Genomic DNA, 20,486 nt, shown 5'->3' with positions numbered 1-20,486 from the left:
AGGGAACTACCAACAACAATTACTCTAAAACATTAAAAAAAAGACATCACTTATGAAACCAAACTATTCACTACCAAATAACTCGATACTAAATCACTTAATACCAAATATTTTACGACCCAGTAAATCAGTCAAAAGCACCCCAGTGCCAAGTCTGCTGTCGCAGTATTATCAGTACAAGTCTGAGCAGCATACAGTGACAAATATCATCAATTGTTATCTTCGTGAGTTTGCCATTCCTTATCAAGACCTAAGCATTGATGAGTCTGATGACGATTTACCACTGTGTCTACGTGATAACCGCGCTGACCTGAACACACAACTATTGACGATTCGATTTCCTGTCGCTAATGAGGCTGCTTCTGCAAAAATCGTATTGCCAGTGGCGTATTTTAGTCATCTAGGCAAGAGCCATCCAAGCGGAGCGCCTTGGCTAAAAGCTCGCGGTCAATCATGGGCGTGCCTCAACATTCATCAATTGGTCGATTATCTGCACAATTATATTGCTACGCGTTATCAAATCGATATCAATCAAGAGCTAAAGCATCAGATTGATAATAGCATCAGCGTGACAACCGCTTTTTTGCAGGCCTCTAGCAACCACGCCACTAGCTACCGGCAAGATAAATCCACCGTTAATGGCTATATAGATAGCGAACAAGCATTGCTGTGGGGTCATGCGTATCATCCGTCGCCGAAAAGCCGGCAAGGGGTCGATATGACGTCTTTATTGGCGCACTCGCCCGAGACCCAAAGCCAGTTTGCTTTGTTTTGGTTTAAAGTTGACTCCTCCCTCGTCAGCTATATTGGCAAAGACACCAAAACCGTCCTGCGCAATATCGCGCACACCTTACTTACTGATGAATTATTAGCGCCCGTGAATTCAGAAATTAACAGCTTAAATACTAACAGTTTAAATTCCGACGGTTTAAATACCGATAGCGACACCGACTGGGTCTACTACCCTTGTCATCCATGGGAAGCCGATGGCATCTTAGCAAATCCGACCATCAAGCGGGCAATTGCATCAGGATATATGATACCGATTGGCCTGACGGGTAAGGTGGTGTCCCCAACCTCGTCGGTGCGCACCTTATATCATGATCAGCTGTCGCATTTTATTAAATGCTCCATCCATGTTCGTTTAACCAATTGCATTCGCAAAAACGCTTGGTATGAGCTACACAGTGCCGTTTATCTAAATAGCATTTTAGAAAAAATTGATCGCAGCAAACGCCTGACTGCGCCCGCTTTTAAGCTAATGTTGGAGCCTGGGGCTGCCACCCTTGATATGAGCGCCAAATTCCCCGATGGCGATGCCAGCGCGGCTCAGTTTATTACCGAGTCCTTTGGTTTGTTGTTCCGAGAGTCTTTTACGACAGATGATATCAAATACCTAACGCCGCAAGTGGCTGCTGCTTTATTTACCGAGGATAGGTTCGGAGACAGTGTTATCGAGCGTCAGCTACAGCAGCGCTGTAACCGCCGTGATCAGCATAATAATGAGCGCGCATCCTATGATACCCTAGCCTGTTTATGGTTCAGCCGTTATGCCAATATTTTGATTGACGGCACGTTTGATTACTTTTTTAACCATGGCGTTGTGTTTGAGCCGCATTTACAAAACACGGTGATTGGCTTTCATCGAGGCCTGCCGACATGCGTGTGGATTCGAGATTTAGAAGGCACCAAGCTGGTGGATAGCCTTTGGTCGCTTGCTGACGCGACCGATTTGTCTGAGCGCTGCAAACAGTCTATCCACTATTCTAGAGCGGCAGGATGGTCACGTATCGCTTATTGCGTTTTTGTGAATAATCTTAGTGAGGCCATCTTTTATTTATGCCGAGACGCGCAATCAGCTAAGAAATTAGAGGCGCGACTTTGGCAGCATGTCAAAGAGATATTGATCAATTGGCAACTAGTATATGGTCCTCAGCCTGAAATTCAAGATTTGTTAGACGGCGGCAGCTTACCCAGCAAGACCAATTATAAGACTCGATTGCTCACGCTTGCTGATAAGCATTCTGCCTACGTCATGCTGCCTTGCCCGTGGCAGCCCTCTGTGCTCACTGCCAAAACAGAAAGCCAGACAATGACGCTACTGTAAAACCTCATAATCCCTATGTATCAGACTAAAAACCAGATTAAAAGGCACTCGTAAAATGACAACTGACATGACACCAACCCACTCAGCCCCGCTAGCAGATAATCATCTACTGCCTGCAAAAATTATAAATGCTATTCATGAACATAGTACGCAGTCGACTCCGCTGTGTGCTTACATTTATGACTTAGAATCTTTAGCAGAGCGGATAAAAACCATGAAGCACTGCTTGCCTGCTAATACGCAGCTGTTTTATGCCATCAAAGCCAACGCAGAGCCTGAAATACTATCCACCTTGGCAGATCATGTCGATGGGTTTGAGGCTGCTTCTTCAGGCGAGCTTAATTGGCTACAGACCCACCAGCCGAACCATCCTATTATTTTTGGTGGACCGGGTAAGCTGACCTCAGATCTACAGCAAGCCATACAACAGCAAATCGATACCATTCATGTGGAGAGTCTGGTCGAGCTGAATCGCATCCAAACCTTGAGTCAGTCCTTACAGCTTCCCGTCCATATATTTTTACGGATGAATATTGATATTGGTGACATCGGCAGCAGTAAGCTGGTCATGGGCGGCAAGCCCACCCCCTTTGGGCTGGATGAAACCCATCTCAAGCAAGCGCTAGCTATCATCGACTCAAGTCCATTTATTGAATTCTGTGGATTTCATTTTCACTTGATGTCACATCAATTATCAGTCGAGCGTCACCTGTTGTTAATGCAGCGCTATATAGAGGTGGTCAAGAAGTGGCAGCAGGATTATCCATCGCTGCCCTCAAAACTGACCATCAACGTGGGCGGCGGCATTGGTATTCACTATGATCAGCGGCCGCAGCATTTTGAGTGGCAAGTATTCTGTCAGCAGCTTGCTAGCATGTTAACGGAAAATCCGCAGTTTATGGTTAGGTTCGAGATTGGACGGTTTATCACGGCGCCCTGTGGTTATTATGTTATGGAAGTGCTGGATATTAAAAAAAATCTTGGCGAGACATTTGTGATTGGTCATGGCGGCACGCATCATTTTAGAACGCCCGCCGCCCAGCAGCACAACCATCCTTTTTATATTGTACCGCGCCGCATGAGCCATACAATGGTAGCCGAACCATCAGAAAATCTGATAGCGCAAGCTGCCATTACGGGCACTAGGGCAACCCTTGTCGGCCAGCTTTGTACACCCAAAGACATACTGGCAAAAGACCAATGGATTGACGCGCTGCATATCGGAGATTATCTTGTTTTTACCTTAGCAGGCGCTTACGCTTGGAATATATCTCACCAAAACTTCTTAATGCATGAGCCACCCAAAATGATTTTTTTATAAACGGATAAGGCTAATCTATAAAGAAAAATCTGGTTTGAGTGTGACAGTCCGGCAGGTAAGCTTACTGGCGATACAGAACTAGTGAGGATTAGATCTAATATGTCTATGCCTTCTTTGGTGTAATGGACATTTTTCATGCTGGCGTAGGGTTTAACGCTATATACTGTCTATATTTGCAAGGAATCAACGCCATGAATCAAAAAACTGCCCTTTTTGTCGTGAAAAACACACCAAGAAGAACGGACGCAAGCTTGGCAAACAGCAGTATCAATGTCTCGCTTGCAGACGGCAGTTTTTAGGTGGCACAAGACTCAATAACCAAACCCTTTGGACAGAATACACTCAGGGAAAACAGACCTACCAACAGCTGGCTAATAAATATCACTGTAGTCTCAACACCATTCAAAGACGCTTAGATAAAGTCAGTACCCAGTATCAGATTAAGCGACCAAAGACTGCTAATATCATCATGGACACCACTTACTTTGGTCGCAAGTTTGGTTTAATGATCTTTATGGACAATACCACTAGAACCGTACTTTATTACGCGATAGTGAGTCATGAAACCAACAGCGCTTACAAACAAGGAATTGATCATCTAGCATCGTTAGGCGTTGATATACAAAGCATCACCTGTGATGGTAGACGAGGACTGCGTACTTTATTCACCCGCACCCCTTACCAGATGTGCCAGTTTCATCAGGCGCAAATAGTGACCCGCTACCTCACTCGTCGTCCTAACAGTGCCAGTATCGAGCTTAGACGACTTACTTTAGAAATAAAACTGCTTGATAAAGAGGCCTTCATACAGCGCTTAGATCACTGGTATGTGACTCATGAAGCCTATCTCAATGAGCGTAGTACTAATGAATATACGGGTAAAACGTGGTACACCCACAAACGTCTTAGAAGTGCTTATCGTAGTCTGAGAACCAATAGTGATGGACTATTCACTTGTCAAGAATACGACCACTTAGATATACCAAATACCACCAATTCTCTTGAAGGATTATTCAGTGAGTTGAAGCGACAATTACACAGTCATCATGGGCTAAATGAGAGACGTAAGTTACGGTTTATTAAAGAATTTTTAGGGTTAAAATCTCTCAAATAGCATGAATTATGTCCATTACACCCCTTCTTTAAATAGTACCGATTATCCTTTAGCCTCAAAAATGAATTTTGAGAGACGATAAGATAGATCCTATTAAGGTGTCTGTTCTGCCATGCGATGATGTCAGCTAATATGTTGTCAGTAACTCTCGAAACCAAGCTGCTATCACGGTCTCTTACGGTCAAGATATCAAGATCGTCTGTGTCACTGCGGACGGTCTTTTTAGTGTGATCGTTGCGCTTATTAGGTTTATCTGCCTTCTCATGCTTAGAATAGGCGAGATGGTCTTCCATCTCGCCTATTCTAAGCAGTATCGATAAAGGATTGCATGAGCTGCTTCTGGAAGTCTTTGATGTCATCGAAGCTGTTCATGCTACCAGCCATTTGCTCAGCCAGTTTTTTAATGTCAGATTGAGTAGTCATTGCTTATTCTCCTGTTATTGGATTATAAGCAGTTACACAGTTGAGCTATGATGAAGAAACCGTAGAGATAAATTTGTTAAACTAAACGCAGCAACAAAGATTTATTATGGATAAGGGAGTTATAGCCTACGATCGGTTTTCTACTTTAAAAAATCCGCTACGCAAATAAATAGAAAAATAAGGACTGCTTATCAATTGTTAGTATATATTCTCTCATCTATCTAGCTCAAAACTCACATCCACAATCAGCAGTAAATGCATCACATACTTCATCAGTGATGATGATGCACGGGTCGCTCCGTTATTAGCGGTGTTGATTATATCTTCTTCTTTAGGGCTAATTACCGATAATGAATAACCACTATAATAGTCGTTATCAGTAACGTTTTTTGATAACTGACGATAGTCAGCTTTAAACTCTTTCATTGTTTCTAGCTGTTTTGCTTCATTCATTATTTTCTGATACTTTAACTCCTCTTTTTTAGGTTTGATTGCGCGCTTCATTTGGTAAGCACTGATATTTATTCGCCAATATCTGGCAGGTAGTATTTTTATAGCGATATCTAAATAGTCGTAAAACATCTGTTTTTCATTAAATTTAAAACGAAGGTCGCTATGAGATGAGTTAGCTTTTTTGTAGAATATTGAAAGCATGCGTTGGACATGTTCTTTCGTTGACTGATCAAGATATAGCTTTTCTAATTTAATAAAGCTTTCCTGCACGAGTTGCTGCTCTTTAACAATGGTTGGCAGCGTTGGTGCTATTAATATATGTCCTGACTTTGGCTGTTTGTACTTAGATATCAATTTGTAATCAGGCTTACCATTTTCATCAGCTGCTATAAGCAGCGCTCGATTGTATAGCTCAACTGCATCTTCATAAACAAAATGATGTTGGGCGGCTTCAGAAACGACTTTACCTGCTTCAATCTCACTCAAGAACTCTTCAATCTGCCAACGTGCATACTTACCAAAAATAGGAGAAACACTAACACTCTCCTCTTCTGTATTTGATGAAGAAAAATATTGCTTACTATTATCAATTTTTTTGATATTTAATTCACGGTTAATAAACTTACGTATTTTTGTCAAATCCACACTATTCTTTTCAAAATCTAAGGCTTGTGCATTATATTGATTGAAACTTCGACGTGCTTTATTCGTAAGCTTTGTGATCACAGCAACAGGTAGCTGTATATATGCCTGATCCAGTAAATGTGCTGAGATAATATCTACAGTATGTATATAAGAGCTAAAAGTAGTATCTAGGTCAGCATGTCCCGCAAACTCCATCAAGGCATCCCAATGATGACCAGATTTGATACGCATTTTTCCTAATAAATCCTCTTTAATACGCTGCGCCTCATCCTCTGTATAATCAGTAAAAATATCCAAAACTTTTTGACGACATCTCAGTATTACTGCCATGTTAGATAAAGCATTATGGCGAAAACTATGCAATACCAAGTGTTGGTAATGAGGGCCAATAACCTCTTTAAACACTCGATCCACACTACCTCGATCTAATGGGGTCGATAATCCCTCAAGTGCGAACAAGTATTTACCTTCTTTTTTATGACGAGTCCTTTCTATAAAATAAGCCTGAAGCTCTTTAAACTCACCTGGTTTTAACAATACTGATAAAGTAATTCTGCGAGTGCCATCATCTGACTTTAAGGTTCTATGACTATTTGAACGAATAATCAAATTGATGTCGCTATAAGTATCTCGATCATATTCAATATCTGTTAACCGAATACCTAATAGCTCATTAATTCTTAAGCCGGTGCGATAGAGCAAAGTAAAGATCACTTTCATCATGCTTTTATTGTATGAAGATAATGCAATCTGATTACTGACACTTACTAGAATATGTTTATATAAATCAAGTGATATTAAACTGCTAGAAACTATTTTCGGATCATTTTCACGCTGAAGATGCACGTGTGGTGCACCCAAATGTTTTTTCAAGCTTTGATGTAGTGAGTTCAATACCGTCTGGGTGTAACCTATATTGAGAGTGTTTTTCTTGGCGATGATACTGTCGTATAAAAACTCATATTGATGCACTCGATAATCCGTAATGCCCTCATCACGAGTGCCATATAAAAATGCTTCACCCACCTCTGTCAAATATCTTGATAAAGTAGATGTAGCCTTATTAATAGCATTTAAATCAAGCATCCAGAGAATTAAACCTCGCTCACTATAACCTTTGTTAATTTCAGTCAACGCCTCGAGCTGCTCTTTAATTTTTTTCCTACTGCCCATAAGGGCGCGGCGAATATCTTTTAATACGTTTTTATGAGCCTTGTTTTTACTGACACTATCCTCTATGCCGACAACTTCATCTTGCAAATTTTGAGTAGTTTTATTGAGTCTATTAACCGTGATGTACTCATTTTTGACAGTAGTGGTATCTGATTCCTGAGGAGCCCCTAAGTAAGCTTGCCAGTCGTTTAAACTAATGGCAGTATGGGTATCATGTTGAACAAGCAGTTCCACTAGCTGCTGATCTATATGTACATTCGCCAATGTCTGCCAGTAAATATTCAAATAGCTAAGAAAATCTGTTTTCTCCAAATTATCCGCTTTAAATTTTTGTCTAGTCAAATTACCAAGCTGCCTAACACAGCTATGAAAGCTTGGTATCTTCGATGTTTCATCTTCCAATAGCTGATTAACCTTAACTAGCCACAAGCGACTGATATCGTCTATGAATACCCACTTTGAATAAGATATAATTTTTTCATCAGAACCGTCGATATCGACTATCTGATTGCCATAAGTTTTAGACACGATATCTAATGGAATATAGACCATGTCATCAGCCAATTTGTGTAACTGCTTTTTAGTGGTGATATGCACATAAACAGCATTTAATACATCAACAGAATGTATGCGACCATGCATCAATAATGAAAACATTAACCAAGCTAGTCCATCAACAAGGGTGAAACTGTTCTTTGTTTGCCATATTTGAACAGCCTCCTTCATTATATCTTGCAGTTTAGGCAGATAAAAAAAAGCATCCCTTACTGCTGTATTTTTTGGGCGTTGAGGCTGATAAGCAACCGTTGGGGCTGGCAGTGGCTCTAACCCCTTACGCTTACGCTCACGGTTAATATTATTAAAAAAGAAAAGACGCTTGGTTAATGCTATTGGCATTAGACCTGTAGAAATATATTTACTTTCTTCAAACTCTTTGTAAATGTCTTCATAAAGTTGATAAATAGATTCTTCATTGACTTCAGGTTTTTCTACTTCAAAGTTTTTAAGAAAGCTCTCCCAAAGCTTTTGACATATGAAGTCAGCTTCTACTAAAACATCTTTTTTTTCCTCTTCACGTCTCTGCTCACGACGTTTATAGCCGAACAATTCATCATCTGACTGTTTTTTAACACTCATACTTGCACCTGTCTTATCTCAAGCTTATCTGCAAGTGCTTGATAAGTTGGACGCAAGTCTAAAATATCACCGATACTTATTGATGAATTCTTTCGCCAAGACTCCTGCCCCATCATCTCATGACCAAATACAGAGAGTATCATTGACTCATTTACGTTCTGCTCATGCAGATAACGCTGCCCAACATGCCTTGTCCAATCCTCTTTAAACTTAAAGCTCTCATGAATTTCATTTCTCACCAGTACTGGACGAATTGATTCTAGTTCGCCTTTTTTATTAAACACGTTAATCAGTGGTCGCTCAGAATTCATTACTTCGTCAACCCAATGTTGAATGCGCATGTCTAAACGACAAAAACGAGACGAGAAGCTTTTTAAAAAATCTATATATCGGTTGATTGCCTCAATTAAAAATGGGCATAGAGGCACATATCTTTGACTCGACGCCGTTGCTCGATCTTCTTTGTCAGATATCCAAATCAGCCCCACCTCAAAATTGAATTGGTCCAAATAACCTGGTGCACCCTCAACTGCCCTAACGGAAGTTAAAAGTAAGCTGATATGCCAAAGCCAAATGCTATATGAATTAAATTTTTCAATATAATCAGTTGTTGCCTCTACTTTTTGGTGTAATAGGTCAATAAAATCAATGACGATTACATAATCAGGGCAATTTTGACTACCGATTTTATAATCAAAAGTATTGGAAACTAGATGTAGATAATCATTGTTATATGTACTTCTTAGACTAAGCAGTTTAATAGCCTGTTGATAAACAGTTCGAATATCATCGACACTGTTAGAGCTATACCATACATCCGCTCGCTTACGTTCATTTCGACCTGTAATGATACTAGCAACCTGACTATTAGAGACATGATGAATAAGAATACTGTATAAGCCTTTCTCAATACGGGCCAGTGACAGATATGGTAGCTTTAAGGCATCACGAGTTTCGTTTATAACTTCATACAAAATCTCTTTATTAATATCGCCTTTATAGGCTAAAAACACACCCAGTTGCTCAGGAAGACTTATGTCACATTCAAGCAAACGATTGGCTAGTATTTGCTGGATACCCTGAGTACGCAGCCTAAGAGGTGTGATGTCTAAGATAATGTTCAAATGATAGCTATTGTTCCGACGATTTAAATTAATATACTGCTTAGTGTTACCTGTTACATCCTCACTTAACTGGAAAACTGACCTCCCAGTTAACATTGACAGTAGTAAATAACTAACTACTCTCTTTTTATCTCTATCATGACTAGATGATAATTCCTCAAAAAGCTGCCATAGATACGCAAAAATATTTTGTAATGCGAATAAAGGTAGAATCCTAACATTACTGCCAATAAGACGTTCGTTCTTATTGGCATGCTGCAGCTTTGAGCGCGTACGATGGTAAATCTGTTGCGGAGAATATTTTTCATGCGCTTGTAGTGATGTTTGCTTGAGTATCGTAAAATCTGGTAATCCAATATCTAATTTCTCGCGCACGACATCAATATCATTATCAGTTTTTAAAAACTCGATGACACTAATTAACTCATCACTATCATCGTCGACATCATTAAACGCAATGTACTCAATTTTTTCGTCATCAACCCGCCGTGTTACCCTACTTTTACGACCATTTATGGAAGTCCGCTCGATACGATTTTTGTTGTGCAGCACAAATTTTAATGCTCTGTGCACTTTAGCAAACTGATTGAGGTCAGGACTATTAATCTTGTCGAGATATTGCTTATATGCATCAATATTGTCGAATGTAGTGGCTATGTCTTTAGATTGCAACTCTACACACTTTTGCCATAAGCGATGATAAGAACTACCTTGTACTATCCACAAACGTGCAAAAGTAGTTATCTCAGTAATTCTGTTCACTAATTCACGATCTGAACAATATAGTAGTAATTGATATAGTTTGGATATCCAAAGCCACTCTGGTGCTGGATTGCTGATATCCAAATCTTTCAGATGGTACGTTGAACCTATAAATGCTGTTACTCTGAAATGATCGTTTGTTAATCTACCCGTACAACTCTTATAAATGGCTTTGAGTTCTATTTTTGATAAAACAAAATCCTTTTCTGTCTCTGGTAAAGATAAACTCATAAAACCCTGGCCTGACATTGCAGCCACAGTTAAAAAGCATTGCCTAACGCTTTGGTGGTTACCGACTAAATTAGGAATGAGTCCATCAGTAGCGCGCTCAATATCAATCTTCATTTACATTCCTTTGTATCAGCTCTTGAAAGCTCGGCATCCTAAAAATTGGGGATTTTTGTTTTGCATGTTGATAGTCAAAATGATGTCTATAAATACCTTTTCTTCGGCAAACATCCTCAATCGTCATCAATTTACCAAACAGCTTGCGTTGAATATCTTTTGGCATCTGAGCCTTTAATTGGTTATAGATATTAACATCTAACGGATTTAGATCTAAGAACTCTTCTAAAACATACCTCCATGACTCTAGGTTTATTGAGCTTATAGTTGGTTGAAGCTTCCTAACATAGAGAGCGGTATTATTAGTCATTCGCAATTGTGCTGAAAAATTTTTGTAAAAATAGAAACCTATTCCATCGTACCAAACATCAAGATTTACAGTTTGATCGTCTGAGTTAGCTATACGAGCCAGTGGAAAATATTCTACATAGAGTTTATATGCTGTTTTAGCTTCAGGGTGTACATACAAATTTAAAAAGTCTTTAGGAGATAAACGAGCATATTGAGTACTAGGCTTGGGTAGGTTTTGACTTTTTTCCATAATGCACCTTTAGCTTGTAACTCATATAAAGTAGCTGGCTTTGGAATCCGAAATATCACGTATAGACATTGGACAACTCTACTAGGGGAGAGTAAAATATGATTTAACAATTTTTTAGTCGGTGTCAAAATACCATAAAATCATGGTGACTATAAACGTGTGATATAAGTAATACTGTTCTTTTTTACACTATACATTGAGATAATAAAAAAAGCTACACCACATGTATACCATATGGTGTAGCTTATAATCTATTAATATGCATTTCTATAATTTTAGTCCGCGAGCCTTGCCAAGGTTGGGGTTTCTGCAATCAGCGTCTCTGACTTACGTTGTTTACTGCTTTTATCATGTCCATTCAATAATGTTAAATCTGGTGTACCTACAACTAAATAATTGAGCTTTTTAGATACACCAGCTTTAACATGAAAACCTTGCCTTGCTGCGATATCAGCAATTTCTGCGCGTTTTATAGACAGCTCGCCTGTAAAGCAAACGTTTAATCCGAAAAACCGCCCTTGCTCATTACCTTCTATAGATCGGTTTTGAGTGAAGCGCTGTGTCCGATTATTGCTATTTCTTGGAAGAGATGGCTGAGCATTTAACCATTTTGTGATTGAAGCATTATTTTCTCTAAGAATGGTGGTCGTCACAAATCCACACGCTTTGGCGTCTTCTAGTGCATCATGATGATCAAACGCATACCGCCATTCTTTACATACATTGGCAAGATTATATCCTGATGTACTAAACCGCTGGCAGGTATCGCGTACCATGACAGAGGCATCTGCCCATTGCCAAGACGGTAGTGGCAAATCATGATCTAATAAACACTTCGTTATCGCTCTTTGATCAAAATCGGTATAACTGACCACAACATTATTACCGATAAATTGAATAATATTGCCATAGATATCAAATATGGAAGGTGCATCTTTCACTTTGTTATTATCAATACCATGAATATCTATATTCGTTCGGCTAAAACTAGACTGTGGTCTTATAAAGCTACAGTAGGTATCTATCAGCTTACCTTTTATGTATTTCGCCATACCTATTTGACAAATAGAGCCAACGTCTGAGTTGGCAGTTTCTACGTCGATAGCCACAAAATTCATCATCTGTCCTTGTGCAAATGGTATGTAATATATCAGTTATGAATAATAATAAACTAAAATTGATATTTTTACATATCTCATTAATGGATACCGATGTAAGTTTGAACGCAATAATTTCTTATCAAAAAGCTTATTTAGGAGCGCAGCTAACGCTCGGACTCTCGGACTCTCGGATTAAGCATTAACAGTAAGTATATTTTTAATAACCGAAAAAATATAAAACTAACCCTATATAGTACTAGTACTATATTTAGTGCTTTGGTTTTTACCTAGATGCTGTTATTAGGGCATGTCTTCAATTGGATAAGCGATAAATAATAGTTACAATACCGCATCTATTGAGACGATGCGAGAAATACAAGTTATGGCAAGAACCGCACTAACAGATACGCTTTGGGATCAATTGCAATCAACAATGACACAGCATGGCTGCTATCACACTCAAAACAGTCGAGAGGTCATGGAAGCCATACTGTGGAAACTACGCACAGGCGCCCCTTGGCGTGACATACCTAAAGAATTGTGTTCTTGGAAAACCGCTTATAGTCGCTTTAATCGATGGTCGAAAACTGGCTTATGGGAGAATTTTTTTTTAGCTTACGCAAAGAAATTGATACGGAATGGGTATTCACAGACGGAAGCTATGTTCGCTGTCACCAGCATGCAAGTGGAGCTCGGCGTGGTGAAGATCGAGCAATTGGACGAAGCCGTGGCGGCGCAACTACAAAGATACACCTATCCTGTGATGCCGATGGATATCCGCTCCATTTTAAAATCACTGGGGGTGAAATCCACGACAGTCAAGTTGCAGGTGAATTGATTGACATGATTGGACAAGCTGATTACTTTATCGCTGATAAAGGCTATGACTCAGAGGCTATCAGAGACAAAGCTCGCAGCCATAATATGATACCCGTCGTTCCTAAAAGGAAGAATGCCAAACAGCCTAATCCAGAGTTTGATAGCTACTTATACAAGCTGCGTCATTTAGTAGAGAATATGTTTGCAAGGCTTAAGCACTTTCGTAGTATCGCTACTAGATATGAGAAGTTGGCTCGTAATTTTAAGTCAATGCTTTATCTGGCGTGTACTATCGTTCATTGTAAGATGAATTGAAGACACGCCCTAATATTAGGGTTTATTAAGAAGATGATAATACTTGCAAGTGCTCGTCCACTATGACTCTGGCTAAGATAAAGAAAATTGTATACTATAGTTCGTTTATTTACATACTACTTAGAAGCTGAAAGCATGTCAGACCTACCAGATTTTATCCAGCCTACTTCTTTTTCACCTTCCAAAACATTTGGGCAGATGAGTCCTCAAAACAGTCATAACAATATCTCTGATCCCATCAATAGCGCACTTCCATCTCCGGTAGATATACAAACATCAAAGCTAAACAGCCTACCGGAGTTTCTACGTCTCAATGCAACGAAGTATATAGAGGATTTGACAGCCGTTCAGAGTGCCTCTGAACTACTCTCAAAGTTGAACCCACAACAAACTCTCTGGCTTGATTTGGAAATTAACCCCGAAAATGAGAAATTAATAGATGGTGCTTTCTTAATCAACGACTACTATTGGCACTTTAATGCTCAGCAATTTCGACAGCAGTCAGATGTCGTTTATGAGCTATTAAATAAAGCTGATTTTTTAGGTGGCCATCATCTAATTGAGTTTGATTTACCTCACCTATATTCGCTATTAAACGACGCATTATCGACCACTAGCTATAAACATACATTATCAACAAACCAGCTTGACGGTTCTGACAAACTGCGTGGCTGGCAAGCGAAAGCTTGGGATACACTGATCCTGAGCTGCCTATTTATTCCGCACCAGCCTAGCCACGCCTTAGCTAAACTCTACAAAGCCAATGTCGATTATAATAACCCAGTCCTTGACTGCTTAGAAAGTCGCTGTGTATTTGGGCTTTGCACACAAGCGTGGCAAATCCTACCTACCAATATGCAAATACTACTGCACAAGCTATTACCACAGCTTTTGCATTTGCATACGCTCAGCCGTCAAAGCTACTTTGCTATAGATGAAGATAATATCTTTGATATAGAAGCTATCTTTGACAACTTGCCCGTAGGAAATCGAACTGACCTTATCACCCTATTAGAAGGTTGTATGAGCAATGCTCATGTAAGCAATGATGATAAAGAGTACTCAACACTATGGCAACATCTTGGTTTAGCCACCTTTATTAACTGGCTAAGATATTTTGATAAGCCCCAAGCGCGCCGTCCAGTATGGCTTATCAAGCATCCTTTCTACAGACGTAGTTTTAGCCAAGCTGAAAATACTTTTTGGCATTTGCATGAGCCGAGTGAAGATTGGATTAATCAACAGTGTCATCACTTTTTTGGATTTGAGCATTTGCGCGAAGGACAGATGTCTATTGTCAAAGCAGTGCTAATGAATAAAGACATTCCTCTTGGCATATTACCAACAGGTGGCGGTAAAAGCTTGACCTTCCAGCTACCTGCACTGATATTAAGTAGGTACCAACGTCAGCTGACCGTAGTGATATCGCCTTTAAAGGCATTAATCGAAGACCAAGTTGTCAACTTGCATACTGATTTGCCAGACTACGCCAATCGTATTGCTTATCTGACTTCAGGGCAGTCCATAGAAACCCAAAAAGACATCTTAGACGGTATTTGGCAAGGCGATATCGATATTATTTATATGAGTCCAGAGCGGCTACGTACACATAGTATTCGTCAACTACTCAAAAATCGCCCACCAGCATTTTGGGTGTTAGATGAGGCGCATACGCTTAGCCAATGGGGCACTGATTTTCGGCCAGACTTTTTGCGTATCGCCGATCACATGATGGCGTGTTATAGCGACGAGCTTCGAGAACAATTTACAAAGCAGCTTGAGCGCCAAAGCGACATTAAAGAGGGTAAGCTTCAGTTTGATATGTTAGAAATGATATCTGATCAGGACAAGACTAACGCATCTAGAACAAATATTAGCAGTAACACGTCGGAATTCTTACCACCTACCATAAGCTTAGTGACCGCCACAGCCTCTACACGTGTCAAAGATGATTTAGAAAGTGAGCTGGTAGATAAGCTTACTGCCTTAACTGACAATAAAACTTTGGTACAGTATGGTACCCCTATCGAAAGCCTTAAGATTTGGCGTGACGATATTACTGCGCATTTTATAGAAGCAGCCAAGGACGAGCGTGAAGCGCATATCTATAACATTATAAATGAGCGCAAAGTTTGGTACGAGAACCAATATCCAGAACATCCTGAAAAAGGCGTGGCTATAGTTTATCTGCGTAACCGTAAAGGCTGTGATCAATATGCTGACGATTTCGCCCAAAAAGGCTTGGTGTCCGCCGCCTATCACTCTAAATTAAACGAGGGGCAAAAAAAGAGTGTACTTGAAAAATTCAAAAATGATGAACTAGACGTGGTGGTCTGTACCAATGCTTTTGGCATGGGCATCGATAAAGAAGGCATCCATACCGTTATTCATAGTGGGCCTCCGAATAACCTTGAGTCTTATATCCAGGAGATTGGCCGTGCAGCACGTAAGTCGTACGAGGTCGGCGCAGCATATATGCTATGGGGTCAAAGAGATATTGAAGCTTTGTTTTTCCAAGAGCGTGAGTCACGCATACCAAATACAAATACCTTGAGAGACTGTTGGACAGCCATACGTCCAGCTCTCAGTAAACCCATGCAAGATCAATGGTTCCCTAGCAGTGTACTAGCGCCCATACTTGCACCAGATGATGAGACTGAACAACTTAATACCCAGGTAAGAGTGGCTTTATTGGCGCTCGAGCGTTACGGATTGCTGACTGAAAAAGACCAGCAACCGGCTTGGATCAGTATCAAACTATCAAGCCAACCGCCTGCCAACCAACACACTAATATGTCTAATCTCTATGCACAATTACAGCAGCTTTCAAATGATAGCTTAAGCAAGGTGACAACAAACATAGTTAGTGCTAAGAATAGCAGTGACGAAGGCTCTAACAACGATAACAATACTGGCCTGACTCGCTATCATTTACCTGAATTGGCACTAGCACTTGGCTACTCTGTTAAATCACTATTAAAAGGGTTACGTGAGTTGGTTAATCAAGGTCATGCTCAGTGGCAAGTTGTGGTGCGTGTACGACTAAAATATACACACCGCTATTTAAAGGGTGAATTTAATCGCTTAAGCCGTATTATTACTGCTTTAGAGGAATGTCTAAATAGCAGCTATGGCGCTCTAAGTGGCACTGAAGCGATAGAAATGCAAGGCGCTACCCAGCTCAATACCAAAGCACTTGATAGCTGGCTGATTCAGCAGCGTCATAATCTATCTAGTAAACGTCATATTTTACCTATGTTTCGGGCATTAGGTATCTTGAAAACGCGCAATCATGGTACGACCCAAGTGTTTGTCTCCTCCACAAATAGGACTAAGTTATGGCAAATTGATGAGGATCTACCAGACAATTGGGAGAGCTGGGTTCGCTATGCAAAAGTGCTCGTAGCAAATTTAACACCTTTATATGAAGAGCATCTGCTACCTGCCCTACCTGATAAAAAAGATGGGGATGGTAAAGAATTTCATCTCGATAATTTAGCCCAGAAACTAAAGCGCGATCCTGATACTATCTTGACCCAACTTGAGCAGTTACAGCGCTTAGAGCTAATTGAGCTTAGCCGCTTAGACGACACGCAAGATGCTATTTTCTTTATTGGCAAACACCGAAAATCCACGTCAAAGTATCATGAAAACGCCTATCAGTATTTGCAAACCCATTATCAAGATCGCTGCGCTCGCATCCATATGCTGAGCTTTTGGCTACAGGCAGACGCTGATGTCCAAAAAGCGTTGATTGAGGACTACTTTACTAAGCCGCTATCTGAAGTCATTAAAACCTATATTAACAACGACATCGATGTGCATAAACCTTATATCAAAGATTATGAAAAAGAGATTTTACCTAAATATTTTAGTACTACTCAAAGGCAAATTATCAAAGAGACAAGCCGTGCAGCCATGGTACTTGCCGGTCCAGGATCTGGAAAAACTACCGTGGTGGTACATAGAGTCGCTTATCTATTAATGATAGAAGAAATCAAACCTGAGAAGATTTTGATATTGGCTTATAACCGTTTGGCGGTAGCTGAACTAAGATCGCGCTTACTGGCTTTGATTGGTTATCATGCGATCAATGTTACCATTCAGACATTTCATGGGCTGGCACGGCAAATTACAGGACTGAGTGAAAAAGACGCACCTGATGCCGCGCTTGATGAGATTGCCACGCGCATTGAGCATTTAAGCCAAGAGAAAAACTTACAAAAGCGCCGTGATAATGCTCGCTATCAGTGGATGATTGAGCAGGCCATCAGTCAACTACAAGAGCGGCCGCAACACTTTCAGTACATCATGGTCGATGAGTTTCAAGATATCGATGAATATCAGTATGAAATGATTGGCCTATTAGCAGATTTACAAACACAAGATGGCGATAATAGCGAAACCAATGAGAGCTATATTGCCATAGACGCTGATAGTGATGCTACTGCTGATAACTTTGAGCAGCGCGGCTATTTGATGGTGGTTGGTGACGATGACCAGAACCTATACGCCTTTCGTGGCGCTAGTATTCAATATATCCAGCAGTTTGCAGACAACTACCATGTTAATACTGAGCAAAAATACTATCTGCTCAATAACTATCGTAGTGCTAATAATATAGTCGAGCTTGCCAATGAATTTATAGCTACTACATTACCAAGTAGTGAGCGTCTAAAGCAGGCTGAGCATAGCATCAAGGCGACTAAACCCTATCCTAGTAGTCCTATTCGCTATGGCTACTACCAGCAGACCAAAGGCGTTGACATGGCAGCATGGATCGCGTCTGATATTGAGCAGCGCTTAGCAAGTAATGAACAAAAAAATGCAGCGCCAGAAACTATAGCCGTACTAGCCCCTAAATGGTCATATTTCGATGCCATACAGCATTACCTTGAAGCTCTAAATATTAGTAGTCAGCGCTATAATGAAAATGAGCAAGTTACTCCCATAAATAGTTTTATAGGACAAGCGCTATTTAAAGATTTGAGCGCGAAACGTTTAGACTTTATTGAGGGTAATGTTGCTGAATTTTTGGAGTACTGGCGGGTCAAGCGAGGCTTAAACCATTTAGATAAAGCTTGGGAAGCAATTATCAGTTGCACTCAAGATATGGAAAACGTGACTTATGAGCAGGTATTACAAGCGATAGAGTCTATTCTATACGATGATAAAACACAGGTTATATTAATCACTTATCATAGTGCGAAAGGGATGGAGTTTGATCATGTTTATGTCATTGATGATCAACTCTCAAACTCATCTTCAAACACTCAGGCAGATCATAGTCATGATAGACCGTTATATGTAGCACTGACGCGAGCGAAGCAAACTCTGAGCTTACTGCTCCATCGTAAAACGCACCACATTATCTTAGCTAAAATATTGCTTACTCATGCTGAGCAAATTGATTTACCTGCGGTTAGTCCGCCTTCAATGCTGACTTTTCATCGCTTTATGCGTTTGGATGAGCTGGTATTGACGCCGCGCGCACTGGTCAACGACTCAGGTCGCAAGTTTGTAGAACAGACGTTTTGCCATGATAGCTGGACGAAAACACGAGATGATATTCTAGGATTATTTGATGTCGCTTGCTATAAACAAGATAGGAAAAGCGATGGCTTTTACTCGGCTAAAGGTCAACAAGTTGCTCAATTCTCAACAGCTTTTTCTAAAGAATATTCTTCTCAAGGGCAAGGTAATCAACATCTATTGATGGCTGGCTTTACAACTACTCTGTTTTATCAGCAGGATATCTCTTGGTATGAAAAATCAGGTTATCATGGCAGCGAAGGTAGCCATTATCTAATTGTGCCTTATGTTCAATTTAATGTTCAGTGTAGGTAATGAGCTATGCTGTCAAATCCGTAGATATTAGCTTGGGAGATTTTAGTTACGCAGCTTGACGATAATAATCAAACAACATCTGTCTTGGTCTCTTATATCCTAAACCCTTCTGAATTCTAGTCTGGTTGTAATCCATTTCAATGCATTTAGTAATTTTTTACTTACCATTAGCAAGGAGCCCCTCATACTGCCCCTTAATATCAGGATTATGCTTAATGGCACCTAACGCTGGCATATACAGTTTCGCTCTTATATCACTTGAGTCATTCTTTGATAAGCGAGGCTTGCCTTTGAATAGCCCTGATTTACTATGTTTGACAACTAAGCCTAAAAAGGCTGCCATTTGTGAGGCTTAACTAAACTGCTTATTATGGATAAGCGACCCCATCTGCTTTGAGGCAACAGGGCCAACGCCTTTAATTGTTTGTAGCAGATCCTGATCTTGCTTTAAATTGGGATGAAGATATATATGGTCATCAATATTACCCTTGAGTTTAAATGGCTCTTTGTAAAGAGCGCTATCATCATTCCAATAGAAGCTTGAACAATAGGAACAGTATTTGTGGCCTCAGCTTTTTCCAATCGATTCAGTTCACGTTGTAAGTCTTCTCGTAGTACGTCTAAGTGCGATAGTAAAGACTGGAGTTGACGCGCGACCTAGCCGCTAAGCTTATGAGCCAAATAGATTTGATCAGTTGCTAGCTTAAGACACACAAATACAAGCACGCTGTTCAAGCGCACAAAACCTATGACAATCTTTTAGACCGCAACTTTAGCCCAACGTCTCTTAATCAATTTTGGACGGGCGACGTGACCTATATTAGTATCAAAGGTGGCTGTTGCTATTTAGCCGTAGTGCTAGACCTGTTTGCTCGCCGTTTAGTTGGCTTTAGCGTATCAGACTCACCTGATGGCATCTTGACTAACTCAACACTACAACTGAACGCTTCTTTGGAGACTTTAAAACCGAGTGGATGCCGAAAGGTGATTATGAGGATATTACTGAAGCTAAAAGTGCCATCAAGAACTATACTTGGGACTACTATCAATCCTTGAGAATGCACAGCTTCAACGACTATCTATAATCATCTGAAAAAGAGAAAGGTTACTTCAACCAAAACCTCTTAGAAGTTGTATAAAATTAGTTGATCAATACAAATACGCCATCTATAGCGCTGAGCTAGTTAAACAACTATTGGGGGATTAACGTACGGTTTTTCAACGTAGCTCATACTTAAGCAAATAACAAATATATGATTA

Annotated in this window: 10 protein-coding genes and 3 pseudogenes; 7 read left to right on the top strand and 6 right to left on the bottom strand. The window is 40.2% G+C overall.

The window, feature by feature from the left end:
• The first annotated feature begins 52 nt into the window (after positions 1–52).
• The 3 genes from ACT3SX_RS04410 to ACT3SX_RS04400 all read left to right on the top strand — a co-directional run bounded on the left by ACT3SX_RS04410 (position 53) and on the right by ACT3SX_RS04400 (position 4,542).
• A complete protein-coding gene (locus ACT3SX_RS04410) occupies positions 53–2,107 on the top strand; it encodes an IucA/IucC family protein (protein ID WP_442069618.1) in 2,055 nt (684 codons plus the stop codon).
• Between the two features lie 55 nt (positions 2,108–2,162).
• The gene (locus tag ACT3SX_RS04405) at positions 2,163–3,428 is read left to right on the top strand and encodes a type III PLP-dependent enzyme (protein WP_442069620.1); all 1,266 of its coding nucleotides are present in this window, start codon (positions 2,163–2,165) and stop codon (positions 3,426–3,428) included.
• A gap of 160 nt (positions 3,429–3,588) precedes the next feature.
• Positions 3,589–4,542: an IS256 family transposase, variant Zn-binding type gene (locus ACT3SX_RS04400; RefSeq protein ID WP_444761680.1), complete on the top strand. Its 954-nt coding sequence runs from the start codon at positions 3,589–3,591 to the stop codon at positions 4,540–4,542.
• 74 nt (positions 4,543–4,616) lie between these two features.
• Here the strand turns inward: ACT3SX_RS04400 and ACT3SX_RS04395 are convergent.
• The 5 genes and pseudogenes from ACT3SX_RS04395 to ACT3SX_RS04375 form a co-directional block, all read right to left on the bottom strand.
• A pseudogene (locus ACT3SX_RS04395) lies at positions 4,617–4,965 on the bottom strand (transposase); the annotation flags it as partial.
• A 213-nt stretch (positions 4,966–5,178) separates the two neighbouring features.
• A complete protein-coding gene (locus ACT3SX_RS04390) occupies positions 5,179–8,373 on the bottom strand; it encodes a site-specific integrase (protein WP_442069622.1) in 3,195 nt (1,064 codons plus the stop codon).
• Positions 8,370–10,604 carry a hypothetical protein gene (locus tag ACT3SX_RS04385; RefSeq protein WP_442069624.1) on the bottom strand — a complete coding sequence of 745 codons (2,235 nt, stop codon included), beginning with the start codon at positions 10,602–10,604 and terminating at the stop codon, positions 8,370–8,372. Before ACT3SX_RS04385 ends, ACT3SX_RS04390 begins: the two co-directional genes overlap by 4 nt.
• On the bottom strand, positions 10,594–11,145 hold the full coding sequence (locus tag ACT3SX_RS04380; RefSeq protein ID WP_193009008.1) for a hypothetical protein: 552 nt from the start codon (positions 11,143–11,145) through the stop codon (positions 10,594–10,596). The genes ACT3SX_RS04385 and ACT3SX_RS04380 overlap by 11 nt, the downstream gene beginning before the upstream one ends.
• 275 nt (positions 11,146–11,420) lie before the next feature.
• Positions 11,421–12,263 (bottom strand): exonuclease domain-containing protein, encoded by an 843-nt coding sequence (locus ACT3SX_RS04375; protein WP_444761679.1) that lies wholly within the window; start codon positions 12,261–12,263, stop codon positions 11,421–11,423.
• 364 nt (positions 12,264–12,627) lie between these two features.
• Between ACT3SX_RS04375 and ACT3SX_RS04370 the strand changes: the two genes are divergently transcribed.
• Together ACT3SX_RS04370 and ACT3SX_RS04365 are read left to right on the top strand one after the other, a co-directional pair.
• A protein-coding gene (locus ACT3SX_RS04370) for an IS5 family transposase (RefSeq protein ID WP_442069945.1) occupies positions 12,628–13,379 on the top strand; the annotation gives its coding sequence in 2 pieces (ribosomal slippage) (positions 12,628–12,835 and positions 12,835–13,379; 753 coding nt in all).
• A gap of 135 nt (positions 13,380–13,514) precedes the next feature.
• Positions 13,515–19,226: a UvrD-helicase domain-containing protein gene (locus ACT3SX_RS04365; protein WP_442069947.1), complete on the top strand. Its 5,712-nt coding sequence runs from the start codon at positions 13,515–13,517 to the stop codon at positions 19,224–19,226.
• Between the two features lie 157 nt (positions 19,227–19,383).
• On the opposite strand, the gene ACT3SX_RS04360 is transcribed toward ACT3SX_RS04365, so the two are convergent.
• Positions 19,384–19,569, bottom strand: coding sequence for a transposase (locus ACT3SX_RS04360; protein ID WP_319052303.1), 186 nt, complete (start codon positions 19,567–19,569; stop codon positions 19,384–19,386).
• Between the two features lie 458 nt (positions 19,570–20,027).
• On the opposite strand from ACT3SX_RS04360, the pseudogene ACT3SX_RS04355 reads away from it, so the two are divergent.
• Positions 20,028–20,150 (top strand): annotated as a pseudogene (locus ACT3SX_RS04355) (IS3 family transposase); the annotation flags it as partial.
• Between the two features lie 29 nt (positions 20,151–20,179).
• Positions 20,180–20,311 (top strand): annotated as a pseudogene (locus ACT3SX_RS04350) (IS3-like element ISKpn37 family transposase); the annotation flags it as partial.
• Positions 20,312–20,486 lie beyond the last annotated feature (175 nt).

Origin of the sequence: Psychrobacter sp. AOP31-B2-9 (genome assembly GCF_052378005.1) — a bacterium.
Taxonomy (GTDB): Bacteria; Pseudomonadota; Gammaproteobacteria; order Pseudomonadales; family Moraxellaceae; genus Psychrobacter.
Note: the sequence above shows the minus strand (reverse complement) of the source record. Positions and strands in the feature narration are given on the sequence as shown.

What these genes read in the sequence shown, in the direction of transcription:
- ACT3SX_RS04390 (WP_442069622.1), bottom strand. Translation starts at nt 8,373, where the DNA reads ATGAGTGTTAAAAAACAGTCAGATGATGAATTGTTCGGCTATAAACGT.
- ACT3SX_RS04365 (WP_442069947.1), top strand. Translation starts at nt 13,515, where the DNA reads ATGTCAGACCTACCAGATTTTATCCAGCCTACTTCTTTTTCACCTTCC.
- ACT3SX_RS04410 (WP_442069618.1), top strand. Translation starts at nt 53, where the DNA reads ATGAAACCAAACTATTCACTACCAAATAACTCGATACTAAATCACTTA.
- ACT3SX_RS04385 (WP_442069624.1), bottom strand. Translation starts at nt 10,604, where the DNA reads ATGAAGATTGATATTGAGCGCGCTACTGATGGACTCATTCCTAATTTA.
- ACT3SX_RS04380 (WP_193009008.1), bottom strand. Translation starts at nt 11,145, where the DNA reads ATGGAAAAAAGTCAAAACCTACCCAAGCCTAGTACTCAATATGCTCGT.
- ACT3SX_RS04360 (WP_319052303.1), bottom strand. Translation starts at nt 19,569, where the DNA reads ATGGCAGCCTTTTTAGGCTTAGTTGTCAAACATAGTAAATCAGGGCTA.
- ACT3SX_RS04405 (WP_442069620.1), top strand. Translation starts at nt 2,163, where the DNA reads ATGACAACTGACATGACACCAACCCACTCAGCCCCGCTAGCAGATAAT.
- ACT3SX_RS04375 (WP_444761679.1), bottom strand. Translation starts at nt 12,263, where the DNA reads ATGAATTTTGTGGCTATCGACGTAGAAACTGCCAACTCAGACGTTGGC.